This is a genomic window from Neisseria animaloris, from assembly GCF_900637855.1.
GTDB lineage: Bacteria > Pseudomonadota > Gammaproteobacteria > Burkholderiales > Neisseriaceae > Neisseria > Neisseria animaloris.
Window position 1 is genome coordinate 1,728,744 of sequence record NZ_LR134440.1, and the last position, 25,369, is coordinate 1,754,112.

Below are 25,369 nucleotides of genomic sequence, written 5' to 3' on the forward strand. Positions count from 1 at the left end.
TTATAGATACAGAGATAACAACCACAGGCCGTCTGAAACGGCCGGGCCGAAAGTACAAACCACCGTTAGAGTTCGCTTATGTTGAAATTCATCATCAGGCGCGTGTTGGAAGCCATACCCACGCTGCTGGTTCTGATTACCGTATCGTTTTTCATGATGCGTTTGGCTCCGGGCAGCCCGTTTACCGGCGAGCGCAACCTGCCGCCCGCGGTGCTGGCGAACATCGAAGCCAAATACCATCTCAACGACCCCATCTGGCTGCAATATCTCAATTATCTGAAACAGCTTGCCCACGGCGATTTCGGGCCGTCGTTCAAATACAAAGACTACACCGTTAACGAGCTGCTCTCGCAAGCCTTTCCCGTGTCGCTCGAAATCGGCCTGTACGCCTTCATCATCGCGCTGGTTGTCGGCGTGCTGCTCGGCGTGCTGGCCGCCTTGAAGCAAAATTCATGGCTCGACTATCTCACCATGGGCGTGGCCATGACGGGCGTGGTGATTCCCAGCTTTGTGAAAGCACCGCTGTTGGTATTGATTTTTGCCATCTGGCTCAAATGGTTGCCCGCCGGCGGCTGGAACGACGGAGCCGTGAGCAATCTGGTGCTGCCGGTGGCGGCGTTGGCGATTGCCTATATTTCGAGCATTGCACGGATTATGCGCGGCTCGATGATCGAAGTGATGAACAGCCCGTTTATCCGCACCGCCCGCGCCAAAGGGCTGCCTACCCGCTATATCGTGTGGAAACACGCCCTGCGCCCCGCCATGCTGCCGGTGATTTCTTATCTCGGCCCGGCGTTTGTGGGCATCATCACCGGCTCGATTGTAATTGAAACCATTTTCGGCCTGCCCGGTATCGGCCAGCTTTTTGTGAACGGCGCACTCAACCGTGATTACGGCATGGTGTTGAGCCTGACCATTCTCGTGGGTGTGCTCACGATTGTGTTCAACGCCGTGGTCGATATTCTGTATGCGGTGATTGATCCGAAAATCCGTTATTGATTTGAGAGGCCGTCTGAAAACAGCATAAAGGTTTTCAGACGGCCTGATGTGTTGATCTATCCAATAAAAAAACCATAAGGCACACAACCATGATGGTAAGTAAAAAACAGGCAGCCGCATTAGCCGCCGCCCTGGAAGACCAAAACCTGCCCGATGTAAAAGGCCGCAGCCTGTGGCAGGACGCATGGCGGCGTTTCCGCCATAACCGCGCCGCGCTGGCAAGCGGGTTGGTGTTGCTGCTGATCTGCCTGTTCGTATTGATTGCGCCGCTCGTTGCGCCTTACGACTATGCCCACACCGACTGGGGAGCGATGCAGATGCCGCCCGAATGGGCCAACAAACACTATTTCGGCACCGATTCGCTCGGCCGCGACCTGTTTACCCGCGTGGCCGTGGGCGGACGCATTTCGTTGATGGTAGGCGTGGCCGGTGCGCTGGTGGCCGTCATTATCGGCGTGGTGTACGGCGCGGTGTCAGGCTTTTTCGGCGGCAAAACCGATATGCTGATGATGCGCTTTTTGGAAATTCTGAACGCGTTTCCGTTTATGTTTTTCGTGATTCTGCTGGTTACGTTTTTCGGCCGCAATCTGGCGTTCATCTTCGTGGCCATCGGCATGGTGTCGTGGCTCGATGTGGCGCGGATCGTGCGCGGCCAAACCTTGAGCCTGAAACGTAAAGAATTTATCGAAGCCGCCCATGTGTGCGGCGTATCCAACCGCCACATCGTGTTCCGCCACATCGTGCCCAACGTGCTGGGCGTAGTGGTGGTTTACGCCTCGCTGCTGGTGCCGGGCATGATTCTGTTTGAATCGTTTTTAAGTTTCTTGGGCTTGGGCGTGCAAGAGCCGATGACAAGCTGGGGCGCGATGCTGCAAGACGGCGCGAATACCATGCAGATTGCGCCGTGGCAGCTGCTCGTGCCCGCCGTGTTTTTGGTGGTTACACTGTTCTGCTTCAATTTCATCGGCGACGGCCTGCGCGACGCGTTAGACCCGAAAGACAGATAAATCCAAGAAAAATCAATATTTTCAGACGGCCTCTTGATGCTTGAGGCCGTCTGAAAAGGAAAAAACAATGAGCACACCCTTACTGCAAGTAAAAGACCTCGAAGTCCGCTTCAAAACCGAAGACGGCCTCGTTACCGCGGTCAACAAACTCAATTTCGATCTGCACGAAGGCGAAACGCTGGGCATCGTCGGCGAATCCGGCTCCGGCAAATCGCAAACCGCCTTCGCCATCATGGGCTTGCTGGCCAAAAACGGCCAAACCTCAGGTTCGGCGCTGTTTAACGGCCGCGAAATCCTCGGCCTGCCCGTTAAAGAGTTGAATAAAATCCGCGCCGAGCAAATCGCCATGATTTTCCAAGACCCAATGACCTCGCTCAACCCCTATATGCGCGTGGGCGACCAGCTTAGCGAAGTGCTGCGCCTGCACAAAGGCATGGGCAAAAGCGAAGCATGGGCCGAATCCGTGCGTATGCTCGAAGCCGTGAAAATCCCCGAAGCCAAAAAGCGCATCGGCATGTATCCGCACGAATTTTCAGGCGGCATGCGCCAGCGCGTGATGATTGCCATGGCCTTGTTGTGCCGCCCCAAACTGTTGATTGCCGACGAACCCACCACCGCGCTCGACGTTACCGTGCAGGCGCAAATCATGGCGTTGCTCAATGATTTGAAACGCGATTTCGGCACCACCATCATCATGATTACCCACGATTTAGGCGTTGTCGCCGGCATTTGCGACCAAGTGTTGGTGATGTATGCCGGCCGCACCATGGAATACGGCAAAGTGGACGACATCTTCTATCGCCCCAGCCACCCCTACACCATCGGCCTGCTCGGTGCCGTGCCGCGCATGGACGAAACCGCCGACATCCTGTCCACCATTCCCGGCAACCCGCCCAACCTCACCAGCCTGCCGCCCGGCTGCCCCTTCCAAAACCGCTGCCTGCACGTCGAAGACATCTGCCGCCGCGAAGCACCGGCATTAGAAATCCTGCACGACCACCGCAAACGCGCCTGCCACAGGCCGTCTGAATATTTACAGGGAGCACAGGCATGAGCGAAACCCTATTATCCGTACGCGATTTACACGTTACCTTCGACGTTAAAGCCGACAACGCTTGGTTTTGGCAAAAACCCGCCACCTTAAAAGCCGTCAACGGCGTATCGTTCGACCTTCAAGCCGGCGAAACTCTCGGTGTCGTCGGCGAATCCGGCTGCGGCAAATCCACTCTTGCCCGCGCCATCATCGGCCTCGTCAAAGCCAAAAGCGGCAACATCATCTGGCAGGGCGAAGACTTAACCGCCCTTTCCCCCGCCGCCATGCGCCTGAAACGCCGCGAAATCCAAATGATTTTCCAAGACCCGTTGGCCTCGCTCAACCCGCGCATGACGGTAGGCGACATCATCGCCGAACCGCTGAAAACCTTTCACCCCAAGCTCAAAAAAGCCGAAATCGAACAACAGGTTAAAGACATGATGGCCAAAGTCGGCCTGCTGCCCAACCTCATCAACCGCTACCCGCACGAATTTTCAGGCGGCCAATGCCAACGCATCGGCATCGCCCGCGCGCTGATACTCAAGCCCAAGCTGATTATTTGCGACGAACCCGTGTCCGCACTCGACGTTTCCATTCAGGCACAAGTCGTCAACCTGCTGAAAGAAGTGCAGAAAGAAATGGGGTTGACGCTGATTTTCATCGCCCACGATTTATCGGTAGTCAAACACATTTCCGACCGCGTGCTGGTAATGTATCTGGGCAACGCCGTCGAACTCGGCACCGACCAAGCCGTGTACGACCGCCCCGCCCACCCCTACACCCGCGCCCTAATGTCTGCAGCACCGCTGCCCGACCCGGAAGCCGAGCGCAACAAAGTCATCCAACTTCTGCCCGGCGACCTGCCCAGCCCCATCAACCCGCCCAGCGGCTGCGTATTCCGCACACGCTGCCCGCAGGCCGACAACGGCTGCGCCGAAACCAAACCCGTGCTGCAAGGCACATCCACCCATACCGTAGCTTGTTTACAAACGGTAGTAACAGATTGATGAGTCATTGCTTTTGATAAATCACTATTTGCCGTGCGTTTGGGTGTTAGTGTTTGTTTGCGGTGTTTAACGTGAGGTGATGTCTATGCTTGCATCTTGTTACGTTTTGTTTTGCATTTGCGGTTGAGAGGGAATCGCTGCCTGATTATTTGAGCAAAAGCCAAGAGGCCGTCTGAAAACTTTTCAGACGGCCTCCTAATATTACGATTCTACCAAACTCAGAATGGTTCGAATTTCCTTACAAAATGATGTGCACCGATTTCAAAGCCGTTTTTAAAATACAGGCGGTGGGCAGGTGTGCGTTCGCAGCCTACATTAGCATCGATATGAATTTGGCGGATGCCGGCTGCTTTTGAAATTTTTTGTACCTCGGCAAGCAGCCGCTCGGCATAACCTCTGTTGCGGGCTTGCGGAATGGTTACGATATCGTCGATGTGGATATGGCGGCCGCTGGCCAAATTGACTTCTTCCCGAAAGCCGCATACAGCCACGGCATTGGCTTTGCCTTCTTCAAAGACACCCAACAACCGGTATCCTTGATTGCGTTGAAGTGTGTTTACCTGTTCAACAAAACGGCTGACATCAGTAATAGTAGGGCGCAATACACTTAAAGCTGCAAAAGCAGTGGCCGTTTCGTCCGCACCGATTTCCCGTAACACGCTTTCAATCATATCGGCCGCTTCAACCCGGGAACGCTGCTCCGCCGCCTGTTTTTCTTCGATGGCTTTTGCCAGCAAAACACGTTCCTGCAAAGTTGCCTCGGGCGTGCTGTCTTGGTTGCTGCGCTCATCCAACAGTGATTTGCAGTCCATCACACGCAGATCGTTATCGGCAGCAAAATCCATCAAAAAACGGAACATCGACGGGTTGATTTCTTCAAGTTTCTTATCAACCGCCACACAGCGCACTTTATCCACCAAAATAGGACGCACCCATTGATGGTAGGAAAGCCGGTTCCCTTTGTCGAAAGAAGACAAAATGCCGCACAAACGCTCCGCCCAATCGCTCGGGCGGAAAATTTTGCCTTTACTGGTTGTGCCATGAATCACGATTTCATAAGGATTGCAAACTAACATAGGCCGCTTTCTGAACAATGGCTGTGCTCGCAACAGAGCTAATAAAATCAGGATTATACCTGACAGCCCCACCAGCCCCAAAGACTGTAATATAACAATTTGTATAAATGTTGTTTTCTTTCATGTTGGTCAAATAATCGGCATTTTATAGCGTTTATCAGGGAACTTTATTGTAATTGGGCTGTAATGTAGCCGAAAATTGATAGTTGGCAGAACTTACTTCAATGAAATCCGGTTTCAGTTTTCAGACGGCCTTCTACCCGGTTTAATAAGCAATATGAAGAAACATAAATGCCGCACACAAAACGGTTTTTTATATTCTCGGCTTGACTGGATAGTTGCATGAAAACTATAATTCCGCTCTTGTCGACATGGTGTCGGCAAGTATTTCACTCAACAGGACGAGAAAATATGCCAACTATTAACCAATTAGTACGCAAAGGCCGTCAAAAGCCCGTGTACGTTAATAAAGTACCCGCGTTGGAAGCGTGCCCGCAAAAACGCGGCGTGTGCACCCGTGTGTACACTACTACTCCGAAAAAACCGAACTCTGCATTGCGTAAAGTATGTAAAGTACGCCTGACCAACGGTTTTGAAGTCATTTCATACATTGGTGGTGAAGGCCACAACCTGCAAGAGCACAGCGTGGTGCTGATCCGCGGCGGTCGTGTAAAAGACTTGCCGGGTGTGCGTTACCACACTGTTCGCGGTTCTTTGGATACCGCAGGTGTTAAAGACCGTAAACAAGCCCGTTCTAAATACGGTGCAAAACGTCCTAAGTAATTTATTAGGATTGATTAGGCACGTAGGCAGCCGAATAAGCTGTCGAGTAAGTGAATATCTTTTTGGATATTCATGGGAAATGCCCAACTGAATAGATATTAAGGAATTAAAATGCCAAGACGTAGAGAAGTCCCCAAGCGCGACGTATTGCCGGATCCGAAATTCGGTAGCGTTGAGTTGTCTAAATTCATGAATGTTTTGATGGTTGACGGTAAAAAATCAGTAGCCGAGCGCATTGTTTACGGTGCACTTGAGCAAATCGAGAAAAAAACCGGTAAAGCAGCTATCGAAGTATTCAACGAAGCCATTGCTAACGCCAAACCCATCGTGGAAGTGAAAAGCCGCCGTGTCGGTGGTGCCAACTACCAAGTTCCTGTTGAGGTTCGTCCTTCACGCCGTTTGGCTTTGGCAATGCGCTGGGTGCGTGATGCTGCCCGTAAACGCGGTGAGAAATCAATGGATTTGCGTTTGGCGGGTGAATTGATCGATGCAGCCGAAGGTCGCGGCGGTGCAATGAAGAAACGCGAAGAAGTACACCGCATGGCCGAAGCCAACAAAGCATTCTCTCACTTCCGCTTCTAATCCAGATTTAGAAAGGCGACCAAAATGGCTCGTAAAACTCCTATTCAACTGTATCGCAATATCGGTATTTCAGCCCATATCGATGCAGGTAAAACAACTACGACCGAACGTATTTTGTTCTATACCGGTTTGACCCACAAACTTGGTGAAGTGCATGATGGTGCGGCAACTACCGACTACATGGAGCAAGAACAAGAACGCGGTATTACCATTACTTCTGCTGCCGTAACTTCTTACTGGAAAGGTATGGGCGGTCAGTTTAAAGAACACCGTTTCAACATTATTGATACCCCGGGGCACGTTGACTTTACCGTAGAGGTGGAGCGCTCTATGCGTGTGTTGGATGGTGCGGTAATGGTTTACTGTGCAGTAGGCGGTGTTCAGCCTCAGTCTGAAACCGTATGGCGTCAAGCTAACAAATACCAAGTTCCGCGCTTGGCTTTTGTGAATAAAATGGACCGTCAAGGTGCAAATTTCTTCCGTGTAGTTGAGCAGATGAAAACCCGCCTGCGTGCCAATCCTGTGCCTATTGTTATTCCGGTCGGTGCAGAAGATAGCTTCAGTGGTGTGATTGATTTGTTCAAAATGAAATCAATCATTTGGGATGATGCTTCTCAAGGTACCAAATTTGAATACGGTGAAATCCCTGCTGATTTGCTTGCTACTGCTGAAGAATGGCGTCAAAACATGATTGAGGCCGCTGCGGAAGCTAGCGAAGAGCTGATGGATAAATATTTGGGCGGTGAAGAGCTGACTGAAGAAGAGATTATTGCCGGTTTACGTCAGCGCACGTTGGCAGGTGAAATTCAGCCAATGTTGTGTGGATCCGCTTTCAAAAACAAGGGTGTTCAACGTATGTTGGATGCCGTAGTGGAATTGTTGCCATCTCCGGTAGATATTCCTCCTGTGCAAGGTGAAACACCTAATGGCGAAAAAGCCAGCCGTGAAGCCAGCGATGAAGCGAAGTTTTCTGCATTGGCATTCAAAATGTTGAATGACAAATATGTAGGTCAGCTTACTTTCATCCGTGTTTATTCTGGTGTCGTTAAATCTGGTGATACCGTAATCAACTCAGTAAAAGGTACGCGTGAACGTATTGGTCGTTTGGTGCAAATGACTGCTGCCGACCGAACTGAAATCGAGGAAGTGCGTGCGGGTGATATTGCTGCGGCTATCGGTCTGAAAGATGTAACTACCGGTGAAACTTTGTGTTCAGAAGATGCTCCGATTATTTTGGAGCGCATGGAGTTCCCCGAACCGGTTATTCACGTTGCTGTCGAGCCCAAAACTAAAGCAGACCAAGAAAAAATGGGTATTGCTTTGAACCGTTTGGCAAAAGAAGACCCCTCTTTCCGAGTGCGTACTGATGAAGAATCAGGCCAAACAATTATTTCCGGTATGGGTGAGCTGCACTTGGAAATTATTGTAGACCGTATGAAGCGTGAATTCGGAGTGGATGCAAACGTAGGCGCACCTCAAGTGGCTTATCGTGAAACCATCCGTAAAGAAGTCGAAGCTGAAGCCAAACACGTTAAACAATCTGGCGGTAAGGGTCAGTATGGCCACGTTGTCATTAAAATGGAGCCGATGGAACCGGGTGGTGAAGGCTACGAGTTTATCGATGAGATTAAAGGTGGTGTGATTCCACGTGAATTTATCCCGTCTTGTGATAAAGGTATTCGCGATACATTGGCAAATGGTATTGTTGCAGGTTACCCTGTTGTGGATGTGCGTGTTCGTTTGATTTTCGGTTCATACCATGATGTTGACTCTTCGCAAATCGCCTTTGAATTGGCAGCTTCTATGGCTTTCAAAGAAGGTATGAAAAAAGCCTCTCCGGTTCTGCTTGAGCCGATGATGGCTGTAGAGGTAGAAACTCCAGAAGAGTACATGGGCGATGTGATGGGTGATTTGAATCGTCGTCGCGGCATTGTTCAGGGTATGGATGATGACGGTATTGGCGGTAAGAAGATTCGCGCCGAAGTACCTTTGGCAGAGATGTTTGGTTACTCTACTGACTTACGTTCTGCCACCCAAGGTCGTGCAACTTACTCAATGGAATTCAAGCAATATGCTGAAGCTCCTGCGCATATAGCTGCACAAGTAACAGAGGCCCGTAAAGGCTAATGTATGATCAGGCCGTCTGAAAGATTCAGATGGCCTCCGTTGATGTTCTTTACTTAATTGTGTTCTTTATAAAGGAATTAGCTCATGGCTAAAGAGAAATTCGAGCGGAGCAAGCCGCACGTAAACGTTGGCACCATTGGTCACGTTGACCATGGTAAAACCACTTTGACAGCTGCACTGACAACAATTTTGTCAAAAAAATTCGGTGGTGCGGCCAAAGCTTACGACCAAATTGACAATGCCCCGGAAGAAAAAGCCCGTGGTATTACCATTAACACCTCGCATGTAGAGTACGAAACGGCAACCCGCCACTACGCTCACGTAGACTGTCCGGGGCACGCCGACTACGTTAAAAACATGATTACCGGTGCCGCCCAAATGGATGGTGCTATTCTGGTATGTTCGGCTGCAGACGGTCCTATGCCGCAAACCCGCGAGCATATTCTGTTGGCCCGCCAAGTAGGTGTACCTTATATCATCGTATTCATGAACAAATGTGATATGGTTGATGATGCTGAGTTGCTGGAATTGGTTGAGATGGAAATTCGTGACTTGCTGTCAAGCTACGATTTCCCCGGTGACGATTGCCCGATCGTACAAGGTTCTGCATTGAAAGCGTTGGAAGGCGATGCTGCTTACGAAGAAAAAATCTTCGAATTGGCTGATGCATTGGACAGCTACATTCCGACTCCTGAGCGTGCAGTAGACAAACCGTTCCTGTTGCCGATTGAAGACGTATTCTCGATTTCTGGGCGTGGTACGGTAGTTACCGGTCGTGTAGAGCGCGGTATCATTCATGTAGGTGACGAGATTGAAATCGTTGGTTTGAAAGATACTCAAAAAACCACTTGTACCGGTGTGGAAATGTTCCGCAAACTGCTGGACGAAGGCCAAGCAGGTGATAACGTGGGCGTACTGCTGCGCGGTACTAAGCGCGAAGAAGTTGAGCGTGGTCAAGTATTGGCAAAACCCGGTACCATCACTCCGCACACTAAATTTAAAGCTGAAGTGTATGTGTTGAGTAAAGAAGAAGGTGGTCGTCATACACCGTTCTTTGCAAACTACCGTCCTCAATTCTACTTCCGTACAACTGACGTTACTGGTGCGGTTACACTGGAAGAGGGAGTTGAAATGGTAATGCCTGGTGAGAACGTGGCGATTACTGTTGAATTGATTGCGCCGATTGCGATGGAAGAAGGTCTGCGTTTTGCGATTCGTGAAGGTGGTCGTACGGTAGGTGCCGGTGTGGTGTCTTCTGTTATCGCTTAATCTTAATGGTCTTAATAGAAGGATACTTAAATAAATGGCTAATCAAAAAATCCGCATTCGCTTGAAAGCATATGACTACAGCCTGATTGACCGTTCTGCACAGGAAATCGTAGAAACGGCAAAGCGTACAGGAGCTGTCGTAAAAGGTCCAATTCCGTTGCCTACTAAAATTGAGCGTTTCAATATTCTTCGTTCTCCTCATGTAAATAAAACTTCACGTGAGCAGTTGGAAATCCGTACACATCTTCGCTTGATGGATATCGTGGATTGGACAGATAAAACAACTGATGCACTCATGAAATTAGATTTGCCTGCAGGCGTTGATGTTGAAATTAAAGTACAATAATTTACGCCAGATTAAAAGATTTTCTTGATTTAATTTGGAAAAATATTGTATAGTAATGGACTTGGCAATTTTGCCAAGTCCATTTTTGTGTAATTAATGGCTGATCAATCGTAATCAGCCCCTTTGTTCATAAGGAAAAAATCATGACTTTAGGTCTGGTTGGGCGCAAAGTTGGCATGACACGCGTGTTTAACGAGCAGGGTGCTTCTGTTCCGGTAACTGTGTTGGATATGTCTGCTAATCGCGTCACTCAAGTGAAATCCAAAGATACCGACGGCTATACAGCAGTACAGGTTACCTTTGGTCAGAAAAAAGCAAATCGCATTAATAAAGCCGAAGCTGGGCACTTTGCGAAAGCAGGTGTTGAGGCCGGTCGTGGTTTGATTGAATTTGCTTTAACTGAAGAAAAGCTGAGCGAACTGAAAGCTGGCGATCAAATCGTTGTTGATATGTTTGAAGCTGGTCAGTTGGTAGATGTAACCGGTACCTCAAAAGGTAAAGGTTTCTCTGGTACGATTAAACGCCACAATTTTGGTGCGCAACGTACTTCTCATGGTAACTCGCGTTCACACCGTGTTCCCGGTTCTATCGGTATGGCTCAAGATCCTGGTCGCGTATTTCCTGGTAAACGCATGGCTGGTCAATATGGCAACACCAAATCTACTGTTCAAAACTTAGAAGTGGTGCGTGTAGACGTTGAGCGTCAGCTGCTGCTGGTTAAGGGTGCTGTTCCCGGTGCGGTAAACAGTGATGTTGTGGTGCGTCCTAGCGTGAAAGTAGGTGCGTAATGGAATTAAAAGTAATTGATGCTAAAGGGCAGGTTTCAGGCAGCTTGGCTGCTTCTGATGCATTGTTTGCCCGTGAATACAATGAATCTTTGGTTCATCAGCTGGTTACTGCATTTTTGGCGAATGCCCGTTCAGGCAATCGTGCTCAAAAAACACGTTCAGAAGTTAATCACTCAACTAAAAAACCATGGCGTCAAAAAGGTACAGGCCGTGCCCGTTCAGGTATGACTTCTTCTCCGCTGTGGAGAAAGGGTGGTCGCGCGTTCCCTAATAAACCAGATGAGAACTTTACTCAAAAAGTAAACCGCAAAATGTACCGTGCCGGCATGGCAACCATTTTGTCTCAGTTGGTTCGTGACGAACGTTTGTTTGTTATTGAGACGCTTAACGCACAAACGCCTAAGACCAAAGAATTTGCTGAACAAGTGAAAAATTTGGGTCTGGAACAAGTTTTGTTTGTAACTAAGCAGTTAGATGAAAATGTTTATTTGGCTTCGCGCAACCTGCCTAATGTGCTAGTTTTGGAAGCTCAGCAAATTGATCCATATAGCTTGCTGCGTTATAAAAAAGTAGTCATCACTAAAGAAGCGGTAGCGCAGTTAGAGGAGCAATGGGTATGAATCAACAACGTTTAACACAAGTGATTTTGGCTCCTGTTGTCTCTGAGAAAAGTAATCTGTTGGCAGAAAAACGCAATCAGATGACTTTTAAAGTATTGCCTAATGCAACTAAACAGGAAATTAAGGCTGCTGTGGAGTTTTTGTTTGGTGTAGAAGTTGCTTCTGTAACTACTGTTACCACTAAAGGTAAAACCAAACGTTTCGGTCGTACCATCGGTCGCCGCAGTGATGTTAAAAAAGCTTATGTAAGCTTGGCTGCCGGGCAAGAATTAGATTTGGAAGCCGCTGCTGCAGCTGCAGATAAGGAATAAGTGACATGGCTATTGTAAAAATGAAGCCAACCTCTGCTGGTCGCCGCGGCATGGTTCGTGTAACCACTGAAGGTTTGCATAAAGGTGCTCCGTACACTGCACTGCTGGAAAAGAAAAATTCTACTGCTGGTCGCAATAATAATGGTCATATTACTACCCGTCACAAAGGCGGTGGGCATAAACATCATTATCGTATCGTAGACTTCAAACGTAATAAAGACGGTATCCCTGCTAAAGTAGAGCGCATCGAATACGATCCAAACCGTACTGCGCATATCGCGTTGTTATGCTACGCGGATGGTGAACGCCGTTACATCATTGCTCCGCGTGGTATTAAAGCCGGTACGGTATTGGTTTCCGGAGCTGAATCTGCAATTAAAGTAGGTAATACTCTTCCGATTCGTAATATTCCTGTTGGTACTACGATTCATTGCATTGAGATGAAGCCTGGCAAGGGTGCTCAAATTGCCCGTTCTGCCGGTGCATCTGCGGTATTGTTGGCTAAAGAAGGAATCTACGCCCAAGTGCGTTTACGCTCAGGTGAAGTTCGTAAGATTCATGTTGACTGTCGTGCCACCATTGGTGAAGTTGGTAATGAAGAGCAAAGTCTGAAGAAAATTGGTAAGGCTGGTGCAAACCGCTGGCGTGGTATTCGCCCGACTGTTCGAGGTGTTGTAATGAATCCTGTAGATCACCCGCATGGTGGTGGTGAAGGACGTACTGGTGAAGCTCGCGAACCTGTTAGCCCATGGGGTACACCTTCTAAAGGCTACCGTACTCGTAACAATAAACGCACGGACAATATGATTGTTCGCCGCCGTTACTCAAATAAAGGTTAATTAATATGGCTCGTTCATTAAAAAAAGGTCCATATGTAGACCTGCATTTGCTGAAAAAAGTAGATGTGGCTCGTGCAAGTAATGATAAGCGTCCGATTAAAACTTGGTCGCGTCGTTCTACTATTTTGCCTGATTTTATCGGTTTAACCATCGCTGTTCATAATGGACGTACTCATGTTCCTGTTTTTATCAGTGATAATATGGTTGGTCATAAATTGGGTGAGTTCTCATTGACCCGTACCTTTAAAGGCCATTTGGCTGATAAAAAGGCTAAAAAGAAATAAGGTGAATCATGAGAGTAAGTGCACAACATAAAAATGCCCGTATCTCTGCACAAAAGGCTCGCTTAGTGGCAGATTTGATTCGTGGTAAAGGCGTTGCCCAAGCTTTGAATATCTTGGCATTTAGCCCTAAAAAAGGCGCTGAGCTTGTTAAGAAAGTGCTGGAATCTGCAATAGCAAATGCAGAGCATAACGAAGGTGCTGATATTGACGAGTTGAAAGTGGTGACCATTTTTGTTGACAAAGGTCCAAGTTTGAAGCGTTTTCAAGCTCGTGCCAAAGGTCGTGGTAACCGCATTGAAAAACAAACTTGCCACATTAATGTGACAGTAGGTAATTAAGGAAAAGCTATGGGACAAAAAATTAATCCTACCGGCTTTCGCTTGGCGGTAACTAAAGACTGGTCTTCAAAATGGTTTGCTAAAAGCAACGAATTTTCGACTGTATTGAAACAAGATATTGATGTTCGTAACTATTTGCGTAAACGGTTGGCAAATGCTTCTGTAGGTCGAGTGGTTATAGAACGCCCTGCCAAATCTGCGCGCATTACCATTCACTCGGCTCGACCAGGGGTTGTGATTGGTAAAAAAGGAGAAGATATCGAAATATTAAAACGTGACTTGCAAGCTCTGATGGGGGTTCCTGTTCATGTTAATATTGAAGAAATTCGTAAGCCTGAGCTGGATGCGCAAATTATTGCTGATGGCATTGCATCTCAGTTGGAAAAACGCGTTATGTTCCGCCGCGCTATGAAACGTGCAATGCAAAATGCGATGCGTGTTGGTGCAAAAGGTATCAAAATCATGACTTCAGGTCGTTTGAATGGTGCTGATATTGCTCGTAGTGAATGGTATCGTGAGGGCCGTGTTCCCCTGCATACATTGCGTGCTAATGTTGATTATGCTACTAGTGAGGCACATACAACTTATGGTGTTTTAGGTCTGAAAGTTTGGGTTTACACAGGTGAGGGAAATGAAAAAACTTCACAAGTAAAATCCGAACAAGAAAAGAAACAGAGAAAGGCAGGTGGTCGTCATGCTGCAGCCAACTAGACTTAAATACCGTAAACAGCACAAAGGACGTAATACAGGAATTGCTACACGTGGCAATAAAGTTAGTTTTGGTGAGTTTGGGCTAAAAGCCGTTGGTCGTGGTCGCTTGACAGCGCGTCAAATTGAAGCAGCACGTCGTACAATGACTCGTCATATTAAACGTGGTGGCCGCATTTGGATTCGAGTATTCCCTGATAAACCGATTACATCTAAGCCTGCAGAAGTTCGTATGGGTGGCGGTAAGGGTTCTCCTGAATACTACGTTGCCGAAATTCAACCGGGTAAAATGTTGTATGAAATGGATGGAGTTCCTGAGACTTTGGCTCGTGAAGCATTTGAACTTGCATCTGCTAAACTGCCTATTCCCACGGTATTTGTAGTAAGACAGGTAGGTCAATAATGAAAGCGAATGAATTAAAAGACAAATCTATTGAGCAATTAAATGCAGATTTGCTTAATTTGTTGAAAACTCAATTTGGCCTACGCATGCAAAATGCTACTGGTCAATTAGGTAAATCTAGCGAGTTGAAACGTGTACGTCGTGATATTGCTCGTATTAAGACCATTCTAACTGAAAAGGGTGCCAAGTAATGAGCGAAGTAAAAAATGTTCGTACTTTGCAAGGCAAAGTTATTGGCGACAAAATGGATAAAACAGTAACTGTTTTAGTAGAACGCAAAGTTAAACATCCGCTTTATGGTAAAATCATCCGTCGTTCGACTAAAATCCATGCTCATGATGAGCAAAATCAATATGGTGCTGGTGATGTGGTAGTTATCGCAGAAACTCGGCCATTGTCAAAAACCAAATCTTGGGTAGTAAGAGAGTTGGTGGAAAAAGCACGTACTGTTTAAATTTTGGTACAGTATAGTTGCTTATTAAAGAAACGAAGTCTTGCAGCAAAGAGGATTTGCATGTAAACTTCGTTTCTTATCTTTCAATTTCTCTTTGAAAGTTTCTTCCCTTCGGGATCCAAGACTGGTTTGCTAGAACCTTATTGTAGGTTTCAGAATTGGTTTGCAATAATTGAAAATTATTGTAGGTCATCTCTGAAAAGGGTAAATTAAGTTGGTTTATTTAAAGGTAATAACATGATTCAGATGCAGACCATCTTAGATGTGGCTGATAACTCTGGTGCCCGTCGTGTGATGTGTATCAAAGTTTTAGGCGGATCTAAGCGTCGCTATGCTTCGGTTGGCGACATTATTAAAGTTGCAGTTAAAGATGCGGCTCCTCGTGGTCGTGTAAAAAAAGGCGATGTATATAACGCTGTTGTGGTGCGTACCGCTAAAGGTGTTCGTCGGCCTGATGGTGCATTGATTAAGTTTGATAATAATGCGGCAGTGTTATTAAATAACAAACTTGAACCTTTGGGGACTCGTATTTTTGGTCCGGTTACTCGTGAGTTGCGTACAGAGCGCTTTATGAAGATTGTTTCATTAGCACCTGAGGTTTTATAAGGATATAACGGCGATGAACAAAATTATTAAAGGCGATCAAGTAGTAGTTATTGCCGGTAAAGATAAGGGTAAGCAGGGTCAGATTTTAAGAGTTTTGGGTGATAAGGTTATCGTAGAAGGCGTGAATACTGTAAAACGCCATCAAAAACCTAATCCTTTGCGTGGTGTTGAGGGTGGTATCATTGTAAAAAATATGCCTTTGGCTATTTCAAATGTGGCTATTCTTAATCCTGAAACAAATAAAGCAGACCGTGTGGGTATTAAGTTGGTAGAAAGTGAAGGCAAAGTAAAACGTGTTCGCTTTTTTAAATCTAACGGCTCTGTTATTGGTGTATAGGGAGGTAGTATGGCTCGTTTGAGACAGTTTTATAACGATACTGTGGTTCCTGAGTTAATGAAACAGTTTGGTTATAAGTCAATTATGGAAGTGCCTCGGATTGAAAAAATTACCTTGAATATGGGTGTTGGTGAGGCTGTTGCTGATAAAAAAGTAATGGAGCATGCAGTTGCAGATTTGGAAAAAATTGCAGGTCAAAAACCTGTTGTAACAGTGGCTCGTAAATCGATTGCAGGTTTTAAAATTCGTGATAACTATCCAGTAGGTTGTAAAGTGACTTTACGTCGCAATCAAATGTTCGAATTTTTGGATAGATTGGTTACTATTGCGTTGCCTCGAGTTCGTGATTTTCGTGGTGTAAGTGGTAAATCATTTGATGGTCGTGGTAATTACAATATGGGCGTTCGCGAACAAATAATTTTTCCAGAAATTGAATATGATAAAATTGACATTTTGCGTGGTTTAAATATTACGATCACTACTACTGCTAAAACAGATGAAGAAGCAAAAGCATTATTATCATTGTTCAAATTTCCGTTTAAAGGATAATCATGGCTAAAAAAGCACTTATTAATCGCGAATTGAAACGCATTGCATTAGCGAAAAAATATGCCGTTAAACGTGAGGCCATTTTTGCTGTTATCAATGATACAAATTCTTCAGATGAGGAACGTTTTGAGGCGCGTTTAAAACTTCAAGCGATTCCTCGTAATGCTGCTCCAGTTCGTCAACGTCGTCGTTGTGCATTGACTGGTCGTCCCCGTGGCACTTTCCGTAAATTCGGTTTGGGTCGTACTAAAATCCGTGAAATTGCTATGCGTGGTGAAATTCCAGGTGTTGTTAAAGCTAGCTGGTAATAGGAGTAATAATTATGAGTATGCATGATCCTATTTCCGATATGTTGACTCGTATCCGAAATGCGCAACGTGCAAATAAAGTTTCCGTTGTTATGCCTTCTTCTAAATTGAAGTGTGCAATTGCAAAAGTTTTGAAGGAAGAGGGTTATATCGAAGATTTTGCAGTTTCCACTGATGTGAAACCTCTATTAGAAGTTCAATTAAAATATTACGCAGGGCGCCCGGTAATTGAGCAAATTAAGCGTGTTTCTCGACCTGGTTTGCGTATTTATAAAGCTTCAAGTGAAATTCCTAGTGTAATGAATGGGCTGGGTATTGCAATAGTGAGTACTTCTAAAGGTGTAATGACTGATCGTAAAGCTCGCTCTGAAGGAGTGGGTGGTGAGTTATTATGCATTGTTTCCTAGTGGAGAATATTATGTCACGCGTAGCTAAGAATCCAGTGACTGTTCCTGCTGGGGTTGAAGTTAAATTTGGAACAGATTTGTTGACTGTCAAAGGTAAAAATGGTGAGTTATCACTTCCATTGACATCTGATGTGGTTATTGAATTAAATGATAACCAATTGACTTTTACTGTAAGAAATAATACTAAGTATGCTAGTGCTATGTCTGGTACTGTGCGTGCATTAGTTAATAATATGGTTAAAGGTGTTGCTGAGGGTTTTGAGAAGAAGCTGCAGTTAATTGGTGTTGGTTATCGTGCTCAGGCTCAAGGTAAAATATTGAACTTATCTTTGGGTTTTTCTCATCCGATTGTCTATGAAATGCCTGAAGGCATCTCCGTTCAGACACCTAGTCAAACAGAAATTATTTTGACAGGTGCTGATAAACAAGTTATTGGTCAAGTTGCTGCTGAAATCCGTTCTTTCCGTTCACCAGAACCTTATAAAGGTAAAGGCGTTCGTTATGTGGGCGAAGTAGTAGTAATGAAAGAAACTAAGAAAAAATAATTGAGGTTTACTCATGGATAAACATATAACCCGACTTCGTCGTGCTCGTAAAACTCGTGCACGTATTGCGGATTTAAAAATGGTTAGATTGTGTGTATTCCGTTCAAATAACCATATTTATGCTCAGGTTATTAATGCGGAAGGCAATCAAATTTTGGCACAAGCCTCTACTTTGGAAGCAGAGGTTCGTAATAATTTGAAATCAAGTAGTAATGTTGAAGCTGCTGCTGTAGTAGGTAAGCGTATTGCTGAAAAGGCAAAGGCTGTCGGTATAGAAAAAGTTGCTTTCGATCGTTCTGGTTTTCAATATCATGGTCGTGTGAAAGCTTTGGCCGAAGCTGCACGTGAAAATGGTTTAAGCTTCTAAAAATTTCGGAGACTTCAGATGGCAAAACATGAAATTGAAGAACGCGGTGATGGCTTTATTGAAAAAATGGTTGCTGTTAATCGTGTAACAAAAGTAGTTAAAGGTGGTCGTATTATGGCTTTTTCTGCTTTGACTGTGGTTGGTGATGGTGATGGCCGTATTGGTATGGGCAAGGGGAAATCCAAAGAAGTTCCTGTTGCAGTGCAAAAGGCAATGGATCAAGCTCGTCGATCTATGATTAAAGTACCATTAAAAAAAGGTACTATTCATCATGAAGTAATTGGTCGTCATGGTGCTACTCGCGTATTTATGCAACCAGCAAAAGAAGGTAGCGGCGTAAAAGCAGGTGGTCCAATGCGTTTAGTGTTTGATGCAATGGGTATTCATAATATATCTGCAAAAGTTCACGGATCTACTAATCCATACAATATTGTGCGTGCTACTTTGGATGGATTAGCAAAATTATATACTCCGTCCGATATTGCTGCTAAACGCGGTTTGACGGTTGAAGATATTTTGGGAGTCAACAATGACTGAGCAGAAGAAAATTAAAGTAACCTTAGCTAAGAGTTTAATTGGTACTCTTCAATCCCATCGAGCTTGTGCTCGTGGTTTGGGTTTACGTTACCGTGAGCATACGGTAGAAGTATTGGATACTCCTCAAAATCGAGGCATGATTAATAAAATCAGCTACCTTTTGAGAGTGGAGGTATAAAATGTATTTGAATACTATTCAGCCTGCTGAGGGTGCTACACATATCAAACGTCGTATAGGCCGTGGTATTGGCAGTGGTTTAGGTAAAACAGGTGGTCGTGGTCATAAAGGACAAAAAAGCCGTTCAGGTGGGTTCCATAAAGTAGGTTTCGAAGGAGGACAAATGCCTTTGCAACGTCGTCTTCCTAAGCGAGGTTTTAAATCATTGTCGTCTGCTAACAACGTAGAGGTTCGTTTAAGTGAACTGGCTTTAGTTGCTGTGAATGAGATTGACCTATTGGTCTTGAAACAATTAGAGTTGGTGGGTGCTAATGTACTGAATGTTAAAGTAATTGCTTCTGGCTCTATTGAAAAGGCAATTATTTTAAAGGGTATAAAAGCTACCAAAGGTGCTAGAGCTGCTATCGAAGTTGCAGGTGGAAAAATAGAAGAATAAGGCTTGAATTAAAGTGGCTAATCAACAATCTTTATCAGGACTGACAAAATTGGGTGACTTAAGAAAGCGTTTGCTGTTTTTGTTGGGTGCATTAATTGTTTTTCGTATTGGTGCACATATTCCTGTACCAGGTGTTGATGCAATTGCTTTGGCTAAACTATATGAAAGCGCCAGTAGTGGTATTCTAGGCATACTGAATATTTTTTCTGGAGGATCGCTGGAGCGCTTTAGTATATTTGCTATTGGTATTATGCCTTATATTTCAGCATCAATTATTGTTCAATTGGCCTCAGAAATTCTTCCTTCTTTAAAAGCCTTAAAGAAGGAAGGTGAAGCTGGACGAAAAATTATTACGAAATATACCCGTTACGGTACGGTTTTATTAGCTATTCTCCAAAGCTTTGGTGTTGCCACTTTTGTTTATCAACAAAATATTGTGGTTGTTGCTCAATTAGAGTTTTATATTTCAACAGTAGTTTGTTTGGTAACTGGCACCATGTTTTTGATGTGGCTGGGTGAGCAGATGACTGAGCGTGGGGTGGGTAATGGCATTTCTTTAATCATTACTGCAGGTATCGCGGCTGGTATTCCGTCTGGAATTGCTCAGTTACTGACATTAATCAGTCAGGGTTCTATGAGTATGCTTACAGCTATTTCAATAGTGCTAGGGGCATTATTACTCGTTTATGTTGTTGTATATTTTGAAAGTGCTCAACGCAAAATACCAATTCATTATGCTAAGCGTCAATTAGGGCATAGAGTGGTTCATGGACAAAACACTCACATGCCTTTTAAGTTAAATATGGCAGGGGTAATTCCTCCTATTTTTGCTTCTAGCATTATTTTATTCCCATCTACATTATTGAGTTGGTTTGGTTCTGGGGATATAGATAGTTGGTTGCATAAGGTTTCTGGTTTATTACAGCATGGTCAGCCTATTTATATTTTATTATTTGCAACTTCTATTATATTTTTCTGTTATTTTTATACAGCTCTAGTATTTAGTCCTAAAGAAATGGCAGAAAACTTAAAAAAAAGTGGTGCATTTGTACCTGGTATAAGACCAGGAGGGCAAACATCTAGGTATTTGGAAAAAGTAGTATTAAGGTTAACTTTTTTTGGAGCTTTATATATTACTATTATCTGTTTAATTCCAGAGTTTTTGACTACTGCATTGAATGTTCCTTTTTATTTAGGAGGCACTTCTTTGCTCATTATTGTAGTTGTTACTATGGATTTTAGTACTCAAATTGCATCATATCGGATGACTCAGCAGTATGAACATTTAATTAAGCAACCTGATATGAAATCATTATCACGTAAGTAAAAAATTATGGCTAAAGAAGATACCATACAGATGCAGGGAGAGATTCTTGAAACCTTGCCAAATGCAACCTTTAAAGTAAAGCTTGAAAATGACCATGTTGTTTTAGGGCATATTTCAGGGAAAATGCGAATGCATTATATTCGTATTTCTCCTGGAGATAAGGTAACTGTTGAGCTAACTCCGTATGATTTGACTCGTGCACGCATTGTGTTTCGAGCAAGATAAATTAAGAAAGGAAATAAAGTGCGTGTGCAACCTTCTGTAAAGAAAATTTGCCGTAACTGCAAAATTATTCGTCGTAATCGTGTAGTTCGTGTAATTTGTACTGATCCTCGTCATAAGCAACGTCAAGGGTAGTTTGTATTTTATTTAGATTTGATTTTGTGGTATAGTGACGAAATTTTGCCCGTAAAGGAAAAAATATGGCTCGTATTGCAGGGGTAAATATCCCTAATAATGCCCATATCGTAATTGGTTTACAAGCTATTTACGGTATTGGTTCTACTCGTGCTAGATTAATTTGTGAGGCTGCAAATATTGCGCCAAGTATCAAAGTAAAAGATTTAGACGAGTCTCAGTTAGAAGCTTTGCGTGAACAAGTTTCTAATTATGAAGTAGAAGGCGATTTACGTCGTGAAGTAACAATGAGTATTAAACGTTTGATGGATATGGGCTGCTATCGCGGTTTTAGACATCGTCGTGGATTACCTTGTCGTGGTCAGCGTACTCGCACTAATGCACGTACTCGTAAGGGTCCGCGCAAAGCAATCGCCGGTAAAAAATAATTTTTAAGGATTTGATTAATGGCTAAAGCAAACACAGCTTCACGTGTACGCAAAAAAGTACGTAAAACCGTGAGTGAAGGTATTGTGCATGTGCATGCATCTTTTAATAATACCATCATAACTATTACCGATCGTCAAGGCAATGCATTATCTTGGGCTACCTCTGGCGGTGCTGGTTTTAAAGGTTCTCGTAAAAGTACACCTTTTGCTGCTCAAGTAGCAGCGGAAGCCGCTGGTAAAGTTGCCCAAGAGTATGGCGTTAAAAATTTAGAGGTTCGTATTAAAGGCCCAGGTCCAGGTCGTGAATCTTCTGTACGTGCGCTTAATGCTCTTGGATTCAAAATTACTAGTATTACCGACGTTACCCCGTTGCCTCATAACGGTTGCCGTCCACCTAAGAAACGTCGTATTTAATATTTGGAGTGATTTAAGATATGGCACGTTATATTGGCCCAAAATGTAAATTGGCACGTCGTGAAGGTACAGATTTATTTTTAAAGAGTGCACGCCGCTCTTTGGAATCAAAATGTAAAATGGATTCTGCTCCTGGTCAGCATGGTTCTAAAAAGCCCCGATTATCAGACTATGGTTTGCAGTTGCGAGAAAAACAGAAAATTCGTCGTATTTATGGTGTTTTAGAGCGTCAATTTCGTCGTTATTTCGCTGAAGCAGCGCGTAGAAAAGGTTCTACAGGTGAATTGCTATTGCAACTTTTGGAATCTCGTTTGGATAATGTAGTATATAGAATGGGATTTGGTTCTACTCGTGCAGAGGCACGTCAATTGGTATCTCACAAAGCAATTGTTGTGAATGGTCAAGTAGTAAATATTCCTTCTTATCAAGTTAAAGCGGGCGACATTGTAAGCGTTCGTGAGAAGGCAAAAAAACAAGTCCGAATTCAAGAAGCATTGGGACTAGCAACACAAATTGGTTTACCTGGCTGGGTTTCAGTTGATGTAAACAAAATGGAAGGTATATTTAAAAATATGCCTGATCGTTCAGAATTGACTGGCGATATTAATGAACAGCTGGTGGTAGAGTTTTACTCTAAATAATACTAGCTCAGTGAGGGACAGTTAAATGCAAAATAGCACTTCCGAATTTTTGAAACCTCGTCAAATTGATGTGGATACACTCTCGGCTACTCGTGCCAAAGTATCTATGCAACCATTTGAACGTGGTTTCGGTCATACTCTTGGTAATGCTTTGCGTCGTATCTTACTGTCATCCATGAATGGTTTTGCACCTACTGAAGTCGCTATTACCGGTGTATTGCATGAATATTCCACTGTAGATGGTGTTCAAGAGGATGTTGTTGATATTCTCTTGAACATTAAAGGGGTAGTATTTAAATTGCATGGTCGGAATCAGGTTCAATTAACGTTGAGAAAATCAGGGTCAGGTCCTGTGTTGGCTAGTGATATTAGCTTGCCACACGATGTGGAAATTATTAACCCTGAACATGTAATTTGCCATCTTTCTGATGATGGTCAGATTGAGATGGAAATTAAAGTTGAACAAGGTCGTGGCTATCAGTCTGTTTCTGGCCGTCGCGTGATGCGAGATGAAAACAAACAGATTGGTGCAATTCAGTTGGATGCGAGCTTTTCGCCCATTAATCGAGTGAGCTTTGAGGTTGAGCCTGCACGTGTAGAGCAGCGAACGGACTTGGATCGTCTTGTTTTAGATATTGAAACAGATGGCTCCATTGAACCAGAGGAAGCTGTTCGCAGTGCTGCACGTATTTTGATTGACCAAATGTCCATTTTTGCTGATTTGCAAGGCACACCAGTTGAGGAAATTGAAGAGAAAGCACCTCCTATTGATCCGATCTTGCTTCGTCCAGTGGATGATTTGGAATTGACTGTGCGTTCAGCTAATTGCCTTAAAGCTGAAGATATTTATTATATTGGCGATTTAATTCAGCGTACTGAAACTGAGCTTTTAAAGACTCCTAATTTAGGCCGTAAATCTTTGAATGAAATTAAAGAAGTATTGGCCTCTAAAGGATTAACATTAGGGTCGAAATTGGAAGCTTGGCCACCGGTGGGCTTAGAAAAGCCGTAAGTTTGAACATTAAAGGATTATGACATGCGTCATCGTAATGGTAATCGTAAATTGAACCGTACAAGCAGCCATCGTGCTGCAATGTTACGTAATATGGCGAATTCTTTGCTAAGCCATGAAACTATCGTAACTACTCTGCCTAAGGCTAAAGAACTGCGTCGCGTTGTGGAACCGTTGATTACCTTAGGTAAAAAGCCTTCTTTGGCAAATCGTCGCTTGGCGTTTAACCGCACTCGTGATCGTGAAGTTGTTGTGAAATTGTTTGACGAATTAGGTCCGCGTTTTGCAGCTCGTAACGGTGGCTATGTACGTATTTTAAAATATGGCTTCCGTAAAGGTGATAATGCTCCATTAGCTCTAGTTGAACTTGTTGAAAAAGCTGAATCTGCTGCTGAAAAATAAGTTTAAGTGAGGTGTTGGAGTAGTTTGTTACACGGATATGTTTATATCTTGAAAAGGCCGTCTGAAAATAAATTTCAGACGGCCTTGTCTCATAAATACATTTTTTTAATTGGTTTTAATTCAGTTAATAATGGTAGAAATTACGAATATTTAAAATATTTATTTCTCTGTTGGTATGAATTTTCCGAGTAGACATAGTATTTTTGTAGAAGAGAGGAAACAAGAATTAAGTTTGCCAATAATAATTATATAAGTTTCCTTATATCTCTTTAAGAGGTTGAAAATTATTAGCTTATTTTTTGTTTGATTTTGTATGTAAGGGTAAAGTATTTTTTATCAGTTAAAACTTTAAAAAATATTAGTTATGTATAAGCTACATTGTGATTTAAAGTTTAGTGGATTTCATAATAGATAAGTACGCCGATAGGGAATGTTTAAATAGACCAATACTCAGTTGATTAAATAGATGCTTTTGATGTTTTTTTAAAATCAATGATTTAGGATAATTTATTTGAGATTTGGAGAGGATAAAAATAGTAATATTATTATTTAAAATATATTATTTTATCTTCGTCAATTAATAGATTTAGCTCATCATTTATTTGTAAGTTATATTGCATAGCGAACTCCCAAGTCAAATTTAATATGATTTCCCCATGTTCAGGATGAAGTAAGGTAAAGCGACAGTATTCGGGTTGTCGAAAAATATGAAGAATGCGGGAAAGAGCACCTTGAGAATGTTGAAAATGCAACGCCTGTTGAGGGATATAGTATGTTTCCTTAACGTTAATTGCCCCGATTAAGCGGGCGGACCAAGCATTAGTGGGTGCAGTGAGTAATTCGTTAGATGTGCCGTACTGAACGATACGTCCTCCCTGCATTAAGGCTAAATGGTCGGCTATATCAAAAGCTTCCTTCGGATCGTGTGTGACCAATATGGCAGGAATATTGTGCCTTTGTATATGTTGTGAGGTTTGTTGTCGTAATTGTTGCCTTAATCCTGTATCGAGGCTTGAAAATGGTTCATCCAGTAGAAGGAGCTTTGGTTCTGTGACTAGGGCGCGAGCGAGGGAGACGCGCTGTTGTTCTCCTCCGGATAGATTATTAATATTCCGTATATTTTCCCCAGATAAACCTACTTCTTCCAATGCCGCTTCGGCACGTTTTTTTGCTTCCTGAGCATTTATACCCCTCATTTTTAAACCAAAAGTAACGTTATCCAAAGTGTTAAGATGAGGTAGAAGGGCATAATCTTGAAAAACCATAGCGATATTTCGTTTTTCTGGCGGTGTAAAAGTATGGTTTTGTCTATTTATCCATATTTCACCTCTATCCGGCTGCACAAGGCCTGCAGCAATATTAAGTAGAGTTGATTTACCACAGCCTGATGGGCCAAGGATTGCAAGAATCTTACCGTTTTCTATAGATAAGTTGATATTGTCGGAAACGGTCTTGTTACCAAACTGTTTATGGATATTTTTCAATTCGAGCATAGTAATAATTCCTTTACGGTTGGCCTATCAGAGGCCATCTGAAAAGAAGAA

At 44.0% G+C, this 25,369-nt stretch carries 39 protein-coding genes; 37 read left to right on the forward strand and 2 right to left on the reverse strand.

Features of this window, described 5'->3' with window-relative positions:
• Positions 1-78 precede the first annotated feature (78 nt).
• The 4 genes from oppB to oppF all read left to right on the forward strand — a co-directional run bounded on the left by oppB (position 79) and on the right by oppF (position 4,046).
• On the forward strand, positions 79-999 hold the full coding sequence (oppB, locus tag EL216_RS08080; RefSeq protein WP_004283974.1) for an oligopeptide ABC transporter permease OppB: 921 nt from the start codon (positions 79-81) through the stop codon (positions 997-999).
• Between the two features lie 89 nt (positions 1,000-1,088).
• Positions 1,089-2,006 carry an oligopeptide ABC transporter permease OppC gene (gene oppC, locus EL216_RS08085; protein WP_004283975.1) on the forward strand — a complete coding sequence of 306 codons (918 nt, stop codon included), beginning with the start codon at positions 1,089-1,091 and terminating at the stop codon, positions 2,004-2,006.
• A 67-nt stretch (positions 2,007-2,073) separates the two neighbouring features.
• Complete coding sequence (gene oppD / locus EL216_RS08090) at positions 2,074-3,060, forward strand: oligopeptide ABC transporter ATP-binding protein OppD (protein ID WP_004286177.1); 987 nt, start codon at positions 2,074-2,076, stop codon at positions 3,058-3,060.
• On the forward strand, positions 3,057-4,046 hold the full coding sequence (gene oppF / locus EL216_RS08095; protein ID WP_085390819.1) for a murein tripeptide/oligopeptide ABC transporter ATP binding protein OppF: 990 nt from the start codon (positions 3,057-3,059) through the stop codon (positions 4,044-4,046). The genes oppD and oppF overlap by 4 nt, the downstream gene beginning before the upstream one ends.
• A 218-nt stretch (positions 4,047-4,264) precedes the next feature.
• Here oppF and EL216_RS08100 read toward each other — a convergent pair whose 3' ends face one another.
• Positions 4,265-5,122: a GNAT family N-acetyltransferase gene (locus tag EL216_RS08100; RefSeq protein ID WP_085390820.1), complete on the reverse strand. Its 858-nt coding sequence runs from the start codon at positions 5,120-5,122 to the stop codon at positions 4,265-4,267.
• Positions 5,123-5,533: 411 nt separating this feature from the next.
• On the opposite strand from EL216_RS08100, the gene rpsL reads away from it, so the two are divergent.
• From rpsL to rplQ, 33 genes are all read left to right on the forward strand, one after another.
• Positions 5,534-5,905 carry a 30S ribosomal protein S12 gene (rpsL, locus tag EL216_RS08105; RefSeq protein ID WP_002218431.1) on the forward strand — a complete coding sequence of 124 codons (372 nt, stop codon included), beginning with the start codon at positions 5,534-5,536 and terminating at the stop codon, positions 5,903-5,905.
• 111 nt (positions 5,906-6,016) lie between these two features.
• Positions 6,017-6,487 (forward strand): 30S ribosomal protein S7, encoded by a 471-nt coding sequence (rpsG, locus tag EL216_RS08110; RefSeq protein WP_085390821.1) that lies wholly within the window; start codon positions 6,017-6,019, stop codon positions 6,485-6,487.
• A gap of 24 nt (positions 6,488-6,511) precedes the next feature.
• Positions 6,512-8,614: an elongation factor G gene (gene fusA / locus EL216_RS08115; protein ID WP_085390822.1), complete on the forward strand. Its 2,103-nt coding sequence runs from the start codon at positions 6,512-6,514 to the stop codon at positions 8,612-8,614.
• Between the two features lie 84 nt (positions 8,615-8,698).
• The gene (gene tuf, locus EL216_RS08120) at positions 8,699-9,883 is read left to right on the forward strand and encodes an elongation factor Tu (RefSeq protein ID WP_085390775.1); all 1,185 of its coding nucleotides are present in this window, start codon (positions 8,699-8,701) and stop codon (positions 9,881-9,883) included.
• Between the two features lie 34 nt (positions 9,884-9,917).
• Complete coding sequence (gene rpsJ / locus EL216_RS08125; RefSeq protein ID WP_002642322.1) at positions 9,918-10,229, forward strand: 30S ribosomal protein S10; 312 nt, start codon at positions 9,918-9,920, stop codon at positions 10,227-10,229.
• 143 nt (positions 10,230-10,372) lie between these two features.
• Entirely contained in the window at positions 10,373-11,017 is a 645-nt protein-coding gene (rplC, locus tag EL216_RS08130; RefSeq protein WP_085390823.1) for a 50S ribosomal protein L3, read from the forward strand.
• Positions 11,017-11,637, forward strand: a complete 621-nt coding sequence (gene rplD / locus EL216_RS08135; RefSeq protein WP_085390824.1) for a 50S ribosomal protein L4 — start codon at positions 11,017-11,019, stop codon at positions 11,635-11,637. The genes rplC and rplD overlap by 1 nt, the downstream gene beginning before the upstream one ends.
• Positions 11,634-11,948 (forward strand): 50S ribosomal protein L23, encoded by a 315-nt coding sequence (gene rplW / locus EL216_RS08140; RefSeq protein ID WP_197697455.1) that lies wholly within the window; start codon positions 11,634-11,636, stop codon positions 11,946-11,948. Before rplD ends, rplW begins: the two co-directional genes overlap by 4 nt.
• A gap of 5 nt (positions 11,949-11,953) precedes the next feature.
• Positions 11,954-12,787, forward strand: coding sequence for a 50S ribosomal protein L2 (gene rplB, locus EL216_RS08145; protein WP_085390825.1), 834 nt, complete (start codon positions 11,954-11,956; stop codon positions 12,785-12,787).
• Positions 12,788-12,792: 5 nt separating this feature from the next.
• Positions 12,793-13,071, forward strand: a complete 279-nt coding sequence (gene rpsS, locus EL216_RS08150) for a 30S ribosomal protein S19 (protein WP_085390826.1) — start codon at positions 12,793-12,795, stop codon at positions 13,069-13,071.
• Between the two features lie 8 nt (positions 13,072-13,079).
• Positions 13,080-13,409, forward strand: coding sequence for a 50S ribosomal protein L22 (gene rplV / locus EL216_RS08155; RefSeq protein ID WP_085390827.1), 330 nt, complete (start codon positions 13,080-13,082; stop codon positions 13,407-13,409).
• Positions 13,410-13,418: 9 nt separating this feature from the next.
• Positions 13,419-14,120: a 30S ribosomal protein S3 gene (rpsC, locus tag EL216_RS08160; RefSeq protein ID WP_085390828.1), complete on the forward strand. Its 702-nt coding sequence runs from the start codon at positions 13,419-13,421 to the stop codon at positions 14,118-14,120.
• Positions 14,104-14,520, forward strand: coding sequence for a 50S ribosomal protein L16 (gene rplP, locus EL216_RS08165; protein ID WP_085390829.1), 417 nt, complete (start codon positions 14,104-14,106; stop codon positions 14,518-14,520). Before rpsC ends, rplP begins: the two co-directional genes overlap by 17 nt.
• Positions 14,520-14,711, forward strand: a complete 192-nt coding sequence (rpmC, locus tag EL216_RS08170; protein ID WP_085390830.1) for a 50S ribosomal protein L29 — start codon at positions 14,520-14,522, stop codon at positions 14,709-14,711. Before rplP ends, rpmC begins: the two co-directional genes overlap by 1 nt.
• Positions 14,711-14,974, forward strand: a complete 264-nt coding sequence (gene rpsQ, locus EL216_RS08175) for a 30S ribosomal protein S17 (protein WP_085390831.1) — start codon at positions 14,711-14,713, stop codon at positions 14,972-14,974. The genes rpmC and rpsQ overlap by 1 nt, the downstream gene beginning before the upstream one ends.
• A gap of 237 nt (positions 14,975-15,211) precedes the next feature.
• Entirely contained in the window at positions 15,212-15,580 is a 369-nt protein-coding gene (gene rplN / locus EL216_RS08180) for a 50S ribosomal protein L14 (protein ID WP_002215434.1), read from the forward strand.
• Positions 15,581-15,593: 13 nt separating this feature from the next.
• Positions 15,594-15,917, forward strand: a complete 324-nt coding sequence (gene rplX / locus EL216_RS08185; protein WP_085390832.1) for a 50S ribosomal protein L24 — start codon at positions 15,594-15,596, stop codon at positions 15,915-15,917.
• Positions 15,918-15,926: 9 nt separating this feature from the next.
• Complete coding sequence (gene rplE / locus EL216_RS08190) at positions 15,927-16,466, forward strand: 50S ribosomal protein L5 (protein WP_085390833.1); 540 nt, start codon at positions 15,927-15,929, stop codon at positions 16,464-16,466.
• A gap of 2 nt (positions 16,467-16,468) precedes the next feature.
• On the forward strand, positions 16,469-16,774 hold the full coding sequence (gene rpsN, locus EL216_RS08195) for a 30S ribosomal protein S14 (RefSeq protein WP_085390834.1): 306 nt from the start codon (positions 16,469-16,471) through the stop codon (positions 16,772-16,774).
• A 14-nt stretch (positions 16,775-16,788) separates the two neighbouring features.
• On the forward strand, positions 16,789-17,181 hold the full coding sequence (rpsH, locus tag EL216_RS08200; RefSeq protein ID WP_085390835.1) for a 30S ribosomal protein S8: 393 nt from the start codon (positions 16,789-16,791) through the stop codon (positions 17,179-17,181).
• Between the two features lie 11 nt (positions 17,182-17,192).
• A complete protein-coding gene (gene rplF, locus EL216_RS08205; protein WP_085390851.1) occupies positions 17,193-17,726 on the forward strand; it encodes a 50S ribosomal protein L6 in 534 nt (177 codons plus the stop codon).
• 13 nt (positions 17,727-17,739) lie between these two features.
• Positions 17,740-18,093 (forward strand): 50S ribosomal protein L18, encoded by a 354-nt coding sequence (gene rplR, locus EL216_RS08210; protein ID WP_085390836.1) that lies wholly within the window; start codon positions 17,740-17,742, stop codon positions 18,091-18,093.
• A gap of 18 nt (positions 18,094-18,111) precedes the next feature.
• Entirely contained in the window at positions 18,112-18,630 is a 519-nt protein-coding gene (gene rpsE / locus EL216_RS08215) for a 30S ribosomal protein S5 (protein ID WP_085390837.1), read from the forward strand.
• The gene (gene rpmD, locus EL216_RS08220; RefSeq protein ID WP_085390838.1) at positions 18,623-18,808 is read left to right on the forward strand and encodes a 50S ribosomal protein L30; all 186 of its coding nucleotides are present in this window, start codon (positions 18,623-18,625) and stop codon (positions 18,806-18,808) included. Before rpsE ends, rpmD begins: the two co-directional genes overlap by 8 nt.
• 1 nt (position 18,809) lies before the next feature.
• Positions 18,810-19,244: a 50S ribosomal protein L15 gene (gene rplO, locus EL216_RS08225; RefSeq protein ID WP_085390839.1), complete on the forward strand. Its 435-nt coding sequence runs from the start codon at positions 18,810-18,812 to the stop codon at positions 19,242-19,244.
• A 13-nt stretch (positions 19,245-19,257) separates the two neighbouring features.
• Positions 19,258-20,571: a preprotein translocase subunit SecY gene (secY, locus tag EL216_RS08230; protein WP_085390840.1), complete on the forward strand. Its 1,314-nt coding sequence runs from the start codon at positions 19,258-19,260 to the stop codon at positions 20,569-20,571.
• 6 nt (positions 20,572-20,577) lie between these two features.
• Entirely contained in the window at positions 20,578-20,796 is a 219-nt protein-coding gene (infA, locus tag EL216_RS08235) for a translation initiation factor IF-1 (protein ID WP_003684714.1), read from the forward strand.
• Positions 20,797-20,814: 18 nt separating this feature from the next.
• The gene (gene rpmJ / locus EL216_RS08240) at positions 20,815-20,928 is read left to right on the forward strand and encodes a 50S ribosomal protein L36 (RefSeq protein ID WP_003697674.1); all 114 of its coding nucleotides are present in this window, start codon (positions 20,815-20,817) and stop codon (positions 20,926-20,928) included.
• A gap of 65 nt (positions 20,929-20,993) precedes the next feature.
• Positions 20,994-21,356, forward strand: coding sequence for a 30S ribosomal protein S13 (rpsM, locus tag EL216_RS08245; RefSeq protein WP_085390841.1), 363 nt, complete (start codon positions 20,994-20,996; stop codon positions 21,354-21,356).
• Positions 21,357-21,374: 18 nt separating this feature from the next.
• Positions 21,375-21,770 (forward strand): 30S ribosomal protein S11, encoded by a 396-nt coding sequence (gene rpsK / locus EL216_RS08250; RefSeq protein ID WP_002216249.1) that lies wholly within the window; start codon positions 21,375-21,377, stop codon positions 21,768-21,770.
• Positions 21,771-21,790: 20 nt separating this feature from the next.
• The gene (gene rpsD / locus EL216_RS08255) at positions 21,791-22,411 is read left to right on the forward strand and encodes a 30S ribosomal protein S4 (RefSeq protein ID WP_085390842.1); all 621 of its coding nucleotides are present in this window, start codon (positions 21,791-21,793) and stop codon (positions 22,409-22,411) included.
• Positions 22,412-22,436: 25 nt separating this feature from the next.
• On the forward strand, positions 22,437-23,423 hold the full coding sequence (locus EL216_RS08260; RefSeq protein ID WP_085390843.1) for a DNA-directed RNA polymerase subunit alpha: 987 nt from the start codon (positions 22,437-22,439) through the stop codon (positions 23,421-23,423).
• A 24-nt stretch (positions 23,424-23,447) separates the two neighbouring features.
• Complete coding sequence (gene rplQ / locus EL216_RS08265; protein ID WP_085390844.1) at positions 23,448-23,825, forward strand: 50S ribosomal protein L17; 378 nt, start codon at positions 23,448-23,450, stop codon at positions 23,823-23,825.
• 545 nt (positions 23,826-24,370) lie between these two features.
• Here rplQ and EL216_RS08270 read toward each other — a convergent pair.
• Positions 24,371-25,318 carry an ABC transporter ATP-binding protein gene (locus tag EL216_RS08270; RefSeq protein ID WP_085391337.1) on the reverse strand — a complete coding sequence of 316 codons (948 nt, stop codon included), beginning with the start codon at positions 25,316-25,318 and terminating at the stop codon, positions 24,371-24,373.
• Positions 25,319-25,369 lie beyond the last annotated feature (51 nt).

Coding starts and splice junctions, on each gene's coding strand:
- oppB (WP_004283974.1), top strand. CDS start 79: ATGTTGAAATTCATCATCAGGCGCGTGTTGGAAGCCATACCCACGCTG.
- oppC (WP_004283975.1), top strand. CDS start 1,089: ATGATGGTAAGTAAAAAACAGGCAGCCGCATTAGCCGCCGCCCTGGAA.
- oppD (WP_004286177.1), top strand. CDS start 2,074: ATGAGCACACCCTTACTGCAAGTAAAAGACCTCGAAGTCCGCTTCAAA.
- oppF (WP_085390819.1), top strand. CDS start 3,057: ATGAGCGAAACCCTATTATCCGTACGCGATTTACACGTTACCTTCGAC.
- EL216_RS08100 (WP_085390820.1), bottom strand. CDS start 5,122: ATGTTAGTTTGCAATCCTTATGAAATCGTGATTCATGGCACAACCAGT.
- rpsL (WP_002218431.1), top strand. CDS start 5,534: ATGCCAACTATTAACCAATTAGTACGCAAAGGCCGTCAAAAGCCCGTG.
- rpsG (WP_085390821.1), top strand. CDS start 6,017: ATGCCAAGACGTAGAGAAGTCCCCAAGCGCGACGTATTGCCGGATCCG.
- fusA (WP_085390822.1), top strand. CDS start 6,512: ATGGCTCGTAAAACTCCTATTCAACTGTATCGCAATATCGGTATTTCA.
- tuf (WP_085390775.1), top strand. CDS start 8,699: ATGGCTAAAGAGAAATTCGAGCGGAGCAAGCCGCACGTAAACGTTGGC.
- rpsJ (WP_002642322.1), top strand. CDS start 9,918: ATGGCTAATCAAAAAATCCGCATTCGCTTGAAAGCATATGACTACAGC.
- rplC (WP_085390823.1), top strand. CDS start 10,373: ATGACTTTAGGTCTGGTTGGGCGCAAAGTTGGCATGACACGCGTGTTT.
- rplD (WP_085390824.1), top strand. CDS start 11,017: ATGGAATTAAAAGTAATTGATGCTAAAGGGCAGGTTTCAGGCAGCTTG.
- rplW (WP_197697455.1), top strand. CDS start 11,634: ATGAATCAACAACGTTTAACACAAGTGATTTTGGCTCCTGTTGTCTCT.
- rplB (WP_085390825.1), top strand. CDS start 11,954: ATGGCTATTGTAAAAATGAAGCCAACCTCTGCTGGTCGCCGCGGCATG.
- rpsS (WP_085390826.1), top strand. CDS start 12,793: ATGGCTCGTTCATTAAAAAAAGGTCCATATGTAGACCTGCATTTGCTG.
- rplV (WP_085390827.1), top strand. CDS start 13,080: ATGAGAGTAAGTGCACAACATAAAAATGCCCGTATCTCTGCACAAAAG.
- rpsC (WP_085390828.1), top strand. CDS start 13,419: ATGGGACAAAAAATTAATCCTACCGGCTTTCGCTTGGCGGTAACTAAA.
- rplP (WP_085390829.1), top strand. CDS start 14,104: ATGCTGCAGCCAACTAGACTTAAATACCGTAAACAGCACAAAGGACGT.
- rpmC (WP_085390830.1), top strand. CDS start 14,520: ATGAAAGCGAATGAATTAAAAGACAAATCTATTGAGCAATTAAATGCA.
- rpsQ (WP_085390831.1), top strand. CDS start 14,711: ATGAGCGAAGTAAAAAATGTTCGTACTTTGCAAGGCAAAGTTATTGGC.
- rplN (WP_002215434.1), top strand. CDS start 15,212: ATGATTCAGATGCAGACCATCTTAGATGTGGCTGATAACTCTGGTGCC.
- rplX (WP_085390832.1), top strand. CDS start 15,594: ATGAACAAAATTATTAAAGGCGATCAAGTAGTAGTTATTGCCGGTAAA.
- rplE (WP_085390833.1), top strand. CDS start 15,927: ATGGCTCGTTTGAGACAGTTTTATAACGATACTGTGGTTCCTGAGTTA.
- rpsN (WP_085390834.1), top strand. CDS start 16,469: ATGGCTAAAAAAGCACTTATTAATCGCGAATTGAAACGCATTGCATTA.
- rpsH (WP_085390835.1), top strand. CDS start 16,789: ATGAGTATGCATGATCCTATTTCCGATATGTTGACTCGTATCCGAAAT.
- rplF (WP_085390851.1), top strand. CDS start 17,193: ATGTCACGCGTAGCTAAGAATCCAGTGACTGTTCCTGCTGGGGTTGAA.
- rplR (WP_085390836.1), top strand. CDS start 17,740: ATGGATAAACATATAACCCGACTTCGTCGTGCTCGTAAAACTCGTGCA.
- rpsE (WP_085390837.1), top strand. CDS start 18,112: ATGGCAAAACATGAAATTGAAGAACGCGGTGATGGCTTTATTGAAAAA.
- rpmD (WP_085390838.1), top strand. CDS start 18,623: ATGACTGAGCAGAAGAAAATTAAAGTAACCTTAGCTAAGAGTTTAATT.
- rplO (WP_085390839.1), top strand. CDS start 18,810: ATGTATTTGAATACTATTCAGCCTGCTGAGGGTGCTACACATATCAAA.
- infA (WP_003684714.1), top strand. CDS start 20,578: ATGGCTAAAGAAGATACCATACAGATGCAGGGAGAGATTCTTGAAACC.
- rpsM (WP_085390841.1), top strand. CDS start 20,994: ATGGCTCGTATTGCAGGGGTAAATATCCCTAATAATGCCCATATCGTA.
- rpsK (WP_002216249.1), top strand. CDS start 21,375: ATGGCTAAAGCAAACACAGCTTCACGTGTACGCAAAAAAGTACGTAAA.
- rpsD (WP_085390842.1), top strand. CDS start 21,791: ATGGCACGTTATATTGGCCCAAAATGTAAATTGGCACGTCGTGAAGGT.
- EL216_RS08260 (WP_085390843.1), top strand. CDS start 22,437: ATGCAAAATAGCACTTCCGAATTTTTGAAACCTCGTCAAATTGATGTG.
- rplQ (WP_085390844.1), top strand. CDS start 23,448: ATGCGTCATCGTAATGGTAATCGTAAATTGAACCGTACAAGCAGCCAT.
- EL216_RS08270 (WP_085391337.1), bottom strand. CDS start 25,318: ATGCTCGAATTGAAAAATATCCATAAACAGTTTGGTAACAAGACCGTT.